The organism is Phenylobacterium sp. (assembly GCF_036963605.1).
GTDB lineage: Bacteria > Pseudomonadota > Alphaproteobacteria > Caulobacterales > Caulobacteraceae > Phenylobacterium.
Window position 1 is genome coordinate 1 of record NZ_JBALUY010000048.1, and the last position, 5,412, is coordinate 5,412.

Below are 5,412 nucleotides of genomic sequence, written 5' to 3' on the forward strand. Positions count from 1 at the left end.
CCCGCTCATGCGCCGCCCGGCTGTCCTGAACCCATGCGGCGATCGACTCCCGGGTGAAGGGCCGCGGCAGGTCATAGATCGGGTCCGACACACGAGGATCGGACAGCAGGGTGAGCAGCCCGTCCACATGCGCAGGCCCGGCCAGCACCCGGTCGCTCGCCGCCCGCACAGCGTTCCGGATCGCGGCAGCCTCTTCCGGGCTCGCCTGCAGCACGGTCACCGGCGGCGCGCTCATGGCCCTGCCGCCCTAGCCGATCTTCACCCCCGGCGGCGGGACCGAGTCCTCCGGCACGAAGAAGTCCGGCATCAGGGGGGCGGTGGGATCGACCCGGTACTTGTCGAAGTCCCGTTCGCCCTCGCCATAGAGGAAGGTGTCGTCGATCAGGAAGTTGCCGGTGAAGTCCCGGGCGGGCTTGTTGAAGATGGCGTAGGCCGCATCGGCCATGATGTCGGTGGTGCGGCAGCTCTTCATGCCTTCCTCGCCGGCCAGGGCGAACTGGATGGCGGCCGTCGCGATGCCGGTCCGGGGCCAGAGCGCGTTGAAGGCGATCCCGTCCTCGCGGAACTCCTCGGCCATGCCCAGCACGCACATGCTCATGCCGAACTTGGCCATGGTGTAGGCCACATGGCCCTTGAACCAGCGCGGGTTCATGTCGAGCGGCGGCGACAGCATCAGGACGTGGGGATTGGCGCTGCGCTTCAGGTGCGGAATGCAGGCCTTGGAGGTGAGGTAGGTCCCCCGCGCATTGACCTGGTTCATCAGGTCGTAGCGCTTCATGTCGGTGGCCAACGTGCCGGTCAGCTGGATGGCCGAGGCGTTGTTCACGCAGATATCGATGCCGCCGAACCTGGCGGCCGCCTGCTCGACGGCGTCCATCACATTGGCCTCGTCGCGGACGTCGACGATCAGCGGCAGGGCCTTGCCGCCGGCCTTCTCGATCTCCTCGGCGGCCGAATAGATGGTGCCGGGCAGGTGCTTGTGGGCTTCTGCCGTCTTGGCCGCGATGGCGACATTGGCGCCGTCCCGGGCGGCGCGCAGCGCGATGGCCAGGCCGATGCCGCGGCTGGCGCCGGTGACGAACAGGGTCTTGCCTTGCAGGCTCATAGGGTCGCTCCCACGGTTTCTTCCGACAGGATCCACAGCCGTTCGGCGGCTTCGGGATCCAGGGCGTGGTCCATCACGCCGTGACTGGGCTTGTCCTTGGTCCAGGGCATGGCCACCGAGCAGTCCTCCAGATAGAGGCCGCCCTCCCCTTCCAGCTCGTCGGCCACGGCGGCCCAGACGCTGGTGGAGGCGCCCTGTTCCGGGGTCTTGAAGCCCTCGACGGGCTTGCCCTCCTCATCCAGCCAGCCCATGGCCGCCATCTCCTCATGGGAGAGGTGGCGCTGCAGCGGGGTCATGATGCCGCCGGGCATGACGGCGTTGGCGTTGATGCCGTGCTCGGCGAAGCGTTCGTCAAAGGCCACAGCGAAGAGCGCATTGGCCGTCTTGGACTGCCCATAGGCCTCCCACTTGTCGTAGGGGCGATTGCGGTAGTGGATGTCGTCGAAATGGATCGGGCTGCGGCGATGGCCGATGGACGACAGGCTGACCACCCGTGCGGCGCGGTCTTCCTCGGCGGCGTTCATCAGGGCCCGGGCCAGGCCGATGCTGAGCAGGAAGTGGCCGAAGTGGTTGACCCCGATCTGCATCTCCAGCTCGTCGGAGGTGTAGCTTTGCGGGCAGGCCATGACGCCGGCATTGTTGATCAGCACGTCCAGGGGCTGGTCCCCCCAGGCGTCGACGAAGGAACTGACCGAGGACAGGCTGGCCAGGTCGAGGGTGCCGGCCACCACCTTGTCGGCGCCGATGCTCTCATTGATCTGGACCGCAGCCCGCTCGCCGGCCGAGCGGTCGCGCACCGCCAGCATGACGTCGGCCCCGGCGCCGGCCAGGGCCCGGGCCGTCTCCAGGCCGATGCCGCTGGCGCCGCCGGTGACGATGATGTTGCGGCCGTTCAGGTCGTGCTCGCCGGCCACGATGCGGGCCGGGGTGAAGGCGCCGAACCTCACCGGCCGCCGACCTTGGCGAAGTCGGGCGCCCGCTTTTCGGCGAAGGCTGCGAAGGCCTCCTTGGCCTCCGGCGACTTGAGCTGGTCGGAGAAGTGGCGGCCCTCCTGATCCATCCGCTCGGCCAGGGCGACGGGATCGCGCATCAGGGCCTTGGTGATGGTCACCGCCGCTGGCGGCCGCGCAGCCACCGCCAGGGCAGCGGCGCGGGCCCGGGCGCGCAGCTCGGCGCGGGGCAGGACCTCGTTGGCGATGCCCCAGGCCAGGGCCTTCTGGGCGTCCACCGCCTCGCCAAGCACGAACATGGAGAAGGCCCGGGCGTGGCCGATGCGGCTCGGCAGGGTCAGGCTGGAGGCCGCCTCCGGCACCAGGGCGAGGTTCACGAACGGCGTGGTCAGCACCGAGTCCTCGCTCAGATAGACGAGGTCGCAATGCAGCAGCATGGTTACGCCGACCCCCACGGCGCGGCCGTTGACCGCGGCCACCAGCGGCGTCTTGGCCCGGGCGAGCGCCGCCAGCAGCGGATTGCCGCCGCGGCGGGCCTCATTGGCCGGCGCCTCACCGGCGTTGACCGCGGCGAAGTCTGAGAGGTCGTTGCCGGCGGTGAACATGTCGCCCTCGGCCTGGATCAGAACGCAGCGGACATCCTTGTCGAACTCCGCCCCGTCGATGGCGTCGCCCAGGGCCTGGTACATGTCCCGGGTCAGGGCGTTCTTCTTTTCCGGGCGATTGAGGGTCAGGGTCAGGACCCCGTCGGACGTCTGCGCGATCACATGGCTCATGTGAGGGTCCTCTCGATTGGTCTTACTTCGTAAATTCTAGGCCCTGAGGCCGGACCCGTCGACGTTGTTCTGAACAGGGCGTCGCGGTTCGTCGCATCGCCCTGCGTCAGCCCCTGTTCATGTCCGCCCAGCCAGGATCATGAATGAAGACGAGGACGACATCCCGCACCTCGCCCGAAGCTTGACCACGTTTTGACCCAAGATCTCGGCGTTCTTCCAGTTCCGCTGCGGAAGACTCGACCTTGACCCCACTGGTTCGCGGAGGCTTATCTCCGCGCAGAGGAACCACCCCCAGGAGATGAAGTAATCATGAGGCGTATGACAATTGGGCTCGCCGCAGCCCTGGCCGTGGTCGCCCTGGCGCCGGCCGCAGTGATGTCGCAGTCCCGCGACGCCGGCGTCACCGAGAAGGCTCGGACCCAAGGCATGGCCGAGGCCCCCGCCCTGGCCCAGGCCGCCGGTCTGAACTGCCAGATCGTCGACGCCCGTCTGGTCGGCAAGAATGAGGATCGCAAGGCCAAGACCTCGACCTCCTACTACGAAGTCGATTGCCAGGACGGCATGGGCTTTGTGATGGAAGCCGTGTCCGGCGGCGCCACCAACCTGTTCACCTGCCTCGAGGCCAGCGCCCCGACCGAGGACGGCAAGCCCTCGGCCCTGGCGTGCCAGCTGCCCGGCAACCAGAACCCCGGCGCCGAGCTGGCCAAGCTGGCCGCCAAGGACGGCGTCGCCTGCACCGTGGCCGACAGCCGCGCCATCGGCCGCAGCGCCACCAACACCTTCTTCGAGATCGCCTGCGATGACGGCGTCACCGGCTACATCCTGAACACCGGCTATCCGGCCACCGCCGACACCACCGTCGACGCCACCAACTGCCTGATCTACGATCAGGCCTCGACCAATATCAGCTGCGAGCTGGGCGACGCCGCGGCCCGCCTGCGGGTGGTCGATCAGATGGCTGCCAGTGACGCCAAGAGCTGCGCCGTCACCGAGCGCCGCTTCGTCGGCGCCACCACCGACGGCTCCAACTATTTCGAAGCCGCCTGCGAAGACGGCAAAGGCTACATCTACAAGGTGGCCAACACCGGCCAGCTGGCCGAGTCCTGGGACTGCGCCCGCGCTCTGGGCATCCTGGGCGGCTGCACCCTGACCGACGCTCGTGAGGCGGCCACCGAGCAGGCGGCTCTCTACACCCGTCTGGCGCAAGGCGCGGGCTTCGACTGCGAAGTCGACAAGTATGCGATCTTCCCGGCTTCGGGCGGCAAGGACGTGGTTGAGCTGGTCTGCAAGGGCGGCAAGCCCGGCGGCGTCGGCGTGTTCGAAGCCGGCGGCAAGGCCACCGTCTACAACTGCGCCTATGCGCCGATCGCCGGCTATCGCTGCGGTCTGAACGAAGACTCGGCCGCCTATCCGGCCCTGACCGCCGACCTGAAGAAGCACGGCCGCGACAGCTGCGAAGTGTCGGGTCAGCGCCTGGTCGGCAAGACCTCGGACGGCTCGGCCTATATCGAAGTGGCCTGCGCCGACGGCCTGGCCGGCTACATGATCGAGTACAAGCAGAACCCGATCGTCTCCTCCGACGCCCTGGGCTGCGCCTTCGCCAAGGGGATCGCCGGCGGCTGCAAGCTGCCCGGCAACACCTGATCCTTCGGATCAGACGTCACGAAGAAGGGCCCGCGGCGCAAGCCGCGGGCCCTTTGCTTTGCGCGCCGCTTAAAGCCAGCTCAGGCGATGGCCGCCTCGATGAACATCGGCCCCTTGTTGCGCATGGCGCCGGCGAAGGCGGTCTCGAAGGACTCCGCGGTTTCGCAACGGACGGCCGGCAGGCCGAGCGCCTTGGCCATGTCCACCCAGTCGATGCGCGGATCGCCCAGGTCCAGCAACCGCGAGGCCGAGGGGCCAGCCTCGCCCGCCCCCGTGCGTCCCAGCTCGATATTGAGAATCCGGTAGGCGTGGTTGGCGAAGACCACCACGGTGACGTCGAGATTTTCCCGGGCGATCGTCCACAGCCCCTGGACGGTGTACATGGCCGCCCCGTCGCCGTTCAGCGACAGCACCTTGCGGTCAGGACAGGCCACGGCCGCGCCGATCGACAGCGGGATGGCCTGACCGATGGCCCCGCCAGTGAGCGCCAGCACCTCGTGCGGCGCCGCCGTGCCGGTCTGGCTGGCCACGGCGCCGCCCGAGGTCACCGAGTCGTCGCAGATGATCGCGCCCTCCGGCAGGTGGCGGGCGATGGAGGCGCCGGCGGCCTGCGGCGTCATCGGCCCCGTTGGCGCAGCCTCCGGCCGCTTGAGGGGCTGGACCGGGCCAGAGGCCGGAGCGCCCAGGGCGTCGGCCAGGGCGCGCAGGCCAGCTGCGGCGTCCTCGCTCCGGGTCGCCAGGGTCATCAGCTCGCACCCCTCGGGCACCAGCAGGCTCGGCCGGTCAGGATAGGCGAAAAAGGCCACCGGCTGGGTGGTGCCGGCCAGCAGCATCAGGTCGGTCCCGTCCAGGTCGGCCAGGGCCGCCTCGCCGAAATACTGCATGCGCCCCGGTTGGAAGAGGCCGGCGCCGCGGCCCTGCCGCGCGACGAAGGTGT

Annotated in this window: 6 protein-coding genes; 1 reads left to right on the top strand and 5 read right to left on the bottom strand. The window is 69.0% G+C overall.

The genetic code is table 11. The annotated features are described in order from the left end of the window. The 4 genes from V7702_RS10490 to V7702_RS10505 all read right to left on the bottom strand — a co-directional run. A partial coding sequence (locus tag V7702_RS10490; protein WP_335650060.1) for a hypothetical protein occupies positions 1-235 on the bottom strand: 235 nt, incomplete at its 3' end. A 12-nt stretch (positions 236-247) separates the two neighbouring features. Continuing rightward, positions 248-1,105 (bottom strand): SDR family oxidoreductase, encoded by an 858-nt coding sequence (locus V7702_RS10495; RefSeq protein WP_335650061.1) that lies wholly within the window; start codon positions 1,103-1,105, stop codon positions 248-250. Further along, complete coding sequence (locus V7702_RS10500) at positions 1,102-2,052, bottom strand: oxidoreductase (protein WP_335650062.1); 951 nt, start codon at positions 2,050-2,052, stop codon at positions 1,102-1,104. The genes V7702_RS10495 and V7702_RS10500 overlap by 4 nt, the downstream gene beginning before the upstream one ends. Continuing rightward, positions 2,049-2,831, bottom strand: a complete 783-nt coding sequence (locus tag V7702_RS10505; RefSeq protein ID WP_335650063.1) for an enoyl-CoA hydratase-related protein — start codon at positions 2,829-2,831, stop codon at positions 2,049-2,051. Before V7702_RS10505 ends, V7702_RS10500 begins: the two co-directional genes overlap by 4 nt. A 309-nt stretch (positions 2,832-3,140) precedes the next feature. Between V7702_RS10505 and V7702_RS10510 the strand changes: the two genes are divergently transcribed. Then, the gene (locus V7702_RS10510) at positions 3,141-4,475 is read left to right on the top strand and encodes a hypothetical protein (RefSeq protein WP_335650064.1); all 1,335 of its coding nucleotides are present in this window, start codon (positions 3,141-3,143) and stop codon (positions 4,473-4,475) included. 80 nt (positions 4,476-4,555) lie between these two features. Here the strand turns inward: V7702_RS10510 and V7702_RS10515 are convergent. Beyond that, positions 4,556-5,412, bottom strand: an 857-nt coding sequence (locus V7702_RS10515) for an acetolactate synthase large subunit (RefSeq protein ID WP_335650065.1), incomplete at its 5' end; no start/stop codon positions are given.